Annotated in this window: 1 protein-coding gene; it reads right to left on the reverse strand. The window is 62.5% G+C overall.

Translation table 11 applies throughout. The features are described 5' to 3' along the window. Nucleotide 1: 1 nt before the first annotated feature. The gene (locus FHW96_RS25915) at nt 2–1,114 is read right to left on the reverse strand and encodes an S-(hydroxymethyl)glutathione dehydrogenase/class III alcohol dehydrogenase (protein ID WP_172343448.1); all 1,113 of its coding nucleotides are present in this window, start codon (nt 1,112–1,114) and stop codon (nt 2–4) included. Between the last annotated feature and the right edge of the window lie 10 nt (nt 1,115–1,124).

A 1,124-nucleotide genomic window follows, 5' to 3' on the forward strand; every position in this document is an offset into this window, starting at 1 on the left:
TTCAAAATACGACGACGGAGCGGATCGACTTGCCTTCGTGCATGAGGTCGAAGGCGGTGTTGATGTCTTCAAGGCCCATGACATGGGTGATCATGGGGTCGATCTCGATCTTGCCGGTCATATACATGTCGACGATTTTGGGCACATCGGTGCGGCCCTTGGCGCCGCCAAAGGCTGTGCCGCGCCAGTTGCGGCCCGTCACCAGCTGGAACGGACGGGTGCTGATTTCCTTGCCCGCTTCCGCCACGCCGATGATGATGCTGGTGCCCCAGCCGCGGTGGCAGGCCTCAAGCGCGGTGCGCATGACCTCGGTATTGCCGGTGGCGTCAAAGGTGTAATCCGCGCCGCCATCGGTCATCAGCACGATTTTCGCCACGATGTCCTCGCGGCTCATGCCCCGCGTGTTGAGGAAGTCGGTCATGCCGAAACGGCGGCCCCATTCCTCGCGGTCGGGGTTAAGGTCGACGCCGATGATCTTGTTGGCCCCGGCCAGACGCGCGCCCTGAATGACATTGAGGCCGATCCCGCCGAGGCCGAAGACCACCACATTGTCGCCCACCTGCACCTTGGCCGTGTTGACCACCGCGCCCACGCCCGTGGTCACGCCGCAGCCGATATAGCAGGCCGACTGAAACGGCGCGTCCTGGCGGATTTTGGCCAGCGCGATTTCGGGCAGGACGGTGAAGTTCGAAAAGGTCGAGCAGCCCATATAGTGGAAGATCGGCTGACCCTTGTACGAAAAGCGCGTGGTGCCGTCCGGCATCAGTCCCTTGCCCTGAGTCGCGCGGATCGCGGTGCACAGGTTGGTCTTGCCCGACAGGCAGCTTTTGCACTGGCGGCATTCGGGCGTATAGAGCGGGATCACATGGTCGCCGGGGACCACGCTGGTCACGCCCGCGCCCACCTCGCGCACGATGCCCGCGCCTTCGTGGCCCAGAATGCTCGGAAAGATGCCTTCCGAATCAAAACCATCGAGCGTGTAGGCATCGGTATGGCAAATGCCGGTTGCCATGATCTCCACCAAAACCTCACCGGCCTTGGGGCCTTCGAGATCGACTTCGACGATTTCGAGCGGGGTCTTGGGCGCAAAAGCAACGGCGGCGCGGGTCTTCATCTGTATGCTC

It is taken from the genome of Novosphingobium sp. SG751A, from assembly GCF_013149295.1.
GTDB lineage: Bacteria > Pseudomonadota > Alphaproteobacteria > Sphingomonadales > Sphingomonadaceae > Novosphingobium.